This window comes from Cognatishimia activa (assembly GCF_001458335.1).
Taxonomy (GTDB): Bacteria; Pseudomonadota; Alphaproteobacteria; order Rhodobacterales; family Rhodobacteraceae; genus Cognatishimia; species Cognatishimia activa.
The window spans coordinates 12,770-15,686 of record NZ_CYTO01000026.1; the positions used below are offsets into that span (position 1 = coordinate 12,770).

Consider the following 2,917-nt stretch of genomic DNA (forward strand, 5'->3'; position numbering starts at 1 on the left):
AGCCCGAGATATGCAGATCGGGTCATCATCCAACAACGATCTTGGTCATCATGCCCGAGGCCGCATGTGACAACATATGGCAATGCAGCAGCCACTGGCCAGGATTGTCCGCCACGAACGCGACTTCACGCGTCTCTCCGCGTTCAAGGAGCGTGGTATCACGTAGTGGTCCAAGCGTGCCATCCTCTGCCACTTCATGAAAGTGCATACCATGCAGGTGCATGGCATGTGGGAAAACCGTATCGTTCACCATCTTCAAACGCACATTCTGCCCTCGGTCCAATCGCGCGAAAGGTTCGCCGTCGATACCGTCAACTTTCCCGTTGAACGACCAGAAATACCCGGCTTGAACAAGCTCGCCCATCGGCTTGATTTCCCCACCAAGAGAAGCGGAACTCAAACGGCCCATCGCACCCCCTTCCATACTCAGACTGAGAGTTGTGGCGTCCTGCAGATCAACCATTGCGTGGTCATTCGGAGGCAGGGCCGCGGGCGCATCCCTGCGGTTTACGGTGCCACCTTCCTCGACCTCGAAAGCGACCTGGCTAAAGGCCTCTTCGCGACCAACCTGAACGATATGGGCCGTTTCTCCGACGTTTGCCGTTACATCGACGATCAGGTCAATACGTTGGGCCGGTGCAAGGGTCATGGTGTCAGTTACCTTCAACGGTGCAGTCAACGGCATCCCATCAAGGGCGACCATCCACCCGTCGAGGCCATCGAGGCTCAACTGGAAATTACGCGCGTTGGAGGCATTGACGAGCCGCAAACGCAGGCGTTCATTCCTGCGCGCAGACAAAGCGAGATTAAAAGTCCCGTTGGTCGTAATCAGGTTGCCGAGCCTTCCCGCGTGGCTGAGATCACGAGGCGCACCAAAGTCATTCTGGATCTGGGCGGTTTCGGGATTGATGCGCCAATCATCAAGTATCAAAACCTCCTCCCGATCAATATCGAGGGCCTCCGCTTCTTCAACGATCAGGGCGCCATAGAGTCCCCTGGCCACCTGTTCCAACGAACGGTTATGCGCGTGATACCAGTAGGTGCCAGCATCCGGGACAATAAAGTCATAGTCGAAGGCATTCCCTGGCTGGACGGCATCCTGCGTCAGGCCCGACACGCCATCCATGGCGTTGTCGATCCGGATTCCGTGCCAGTGCGTTGAAGTTCCTTGGGAAAACCGGTTGACCAATCTGCGCTGCACCCGACCTCCTTGGGCGACACGGATTTCCGGGCCCGGTGAACTCCCGTCAAAGCACCAAAGCGAAGTTTTGCCATAGTCACCAGGCAGCAACTGCACGTCGCTCTTTTGCGCAATCAGGTTGGTTGGCGGCGAATTGGCAAAACCAGCAGAGGCTGACATCCCGGCAAATGCGCTGGATGTGGCGAGAAACTGCCGTCGATTGAGCGTGATCATCTGTTGATTTCCAGTGCTATATATCGTTGTCCATAAGGTAGGTGGCCATCGCGGTCAGGTCTGCATCGCTTAGGAAGCTCGTTCCATAGCGTACAACTTCGGCCATTGATCCTCCAAAGACATCACCCGAAGGCGTGATGCCAGATCGCAATGCATAAGCCAGATCGTCTACTGTCCAACCTTCTGACAAAAGATCGCCGGAACGGATCGATGGGGCCTTGCCGCCTCCAGGCAAGGCATCGTTGCCCGAAAACCGTTCTGCCACAATGCGTGCACCTACAACGTTCCGCGTCGTATGACAGGCAGAGCAATGTGCGGCACCGTTAACCAGCAGCTTGCCCCGGTTCCAGACGTCGCTTTTCTCGGCTTCGGGTGCCGTAAAGGGTTCCGTCAAAAACGCCGCTCTCCAAAGCTTCATCCCCCATCGTTGATCGAACGGAAAAGGGACGTCGTGGGCTGGCGCTGGCACGTTCACGGCTGGCACGGTCTGGAATGCGGACCACAGGTCAGCAATGTCCTGATCCGTGAAATTTGTATAAAACGGATACGTAAAGGTCGGATAGTAGGGATCGCCGTCAGGAGAGATACCCTGCCTCACTGCTCTTGCGAAGTCCGCCACGGTCCAGTTTCCCATTCCATGTTCGGCGTCGGTTGTAAGATTTGGCGGGTAAAAGGTGCCAAAGTCTGTCTTGAGAGGGGCGCCCCCGGCCAGCGGGGCACCTCCGGATTCAAAGTTGGTGTGGCACGCGATACAACCGCTGGCCCGTGCCAAATACGATCCCCGGTCAACATCCCCGGCCAGACTTATCTCTGTCTCGGATGCTCCGATCGGCCAGGCTATCGTTGCCGCGACAACTCCGATCCCACCGACGCACCCCGCGCCAATAATCCAATGCCACCAGCGCACTTGCTTACTCGTCTTCTTTGCGGAATTTCTGATGACAGGCCGAACATGTCTGAGCAACCATTGTGAACGCCGCGTCTGCGGGCATGTTGGCAAACATCTCGCCCGTCATGACCTGGTTCGATCCCATCATACCTCCACCCATCATGGAGGCAGCGCCACCGCCCACCATCCCGCCGGTTGTACCGCCCATCATTGATCCACTGTCGTTGCTTTGTGCTGTGGCCAGCCCATTACCTGCGCTTAATTTCAATCCTTCTGCGGCTGTTTTCAGGTCTTCCGCGAGGGCCGCGAACTGTTCGCTGTCTTCCCACACTGACGGCAATGCTTTGGACACGCCCCCACCCGACCCCTCGGGAAACAGCCGGGCCATCTGTTCACCCGAATGCCCGACCATTGCGTCTGCCTCACGACGTACCAGATCGGCATCGTATGGAACTTGACCCCGCATCATCGGGGTGAGTGTCTTAATGGATTCTCCCATCGCAGACATGCCTTGCATGCGCTCCAGGACAACACCCGTAGCCCCAGTATGCGCCCAAGCCGCGACGCCGATCGTCGCAATGACCGTGGATGTGATCCAAACCTTTATTCGCATT

At 57.0% G+C, this 2,917-nt stretch carries 3 protein-coding genes; all 3 read right to left on the reverse strand.

Annotated elements, in window-relative coordinates; genetic code table 11:
• Positions 1-25 precede the first annotated feature (25 nt).
• On the reverse strand, positions 26-1,414 hold the full coding sequence (locus tag TA5113_RS16235) for a multicopper oxidase family protein (protein ID WP_058314098.1): 1,389 nt from the start codon (positions 1,412-1,414) through the stop codon (positions 26-28).
• A 16-nt stretch (positions 1,415-1,430) separates the two neighbouring features.
• Positions 1,431-2,321: a c-type cytochrome gene (locus TA5113_RS16240; RefSeq protein WP_058314099.1), complete on the reverse strand. Its 891-nt coding sequence runs from the start codon at positions 2,319-2,321 to the stop codon at positions 1,431-1,433.
• A gap of 4 nt (positions 2,322-2,325) precedes the next feature.
• Positions 2,326-2,917 (reverse strand): c-type cytochrome (locus TA5113_RS16245; protein ID WP_058314100.1); only part of this gene is annotated, 592 nt, incomplete at its 5' end.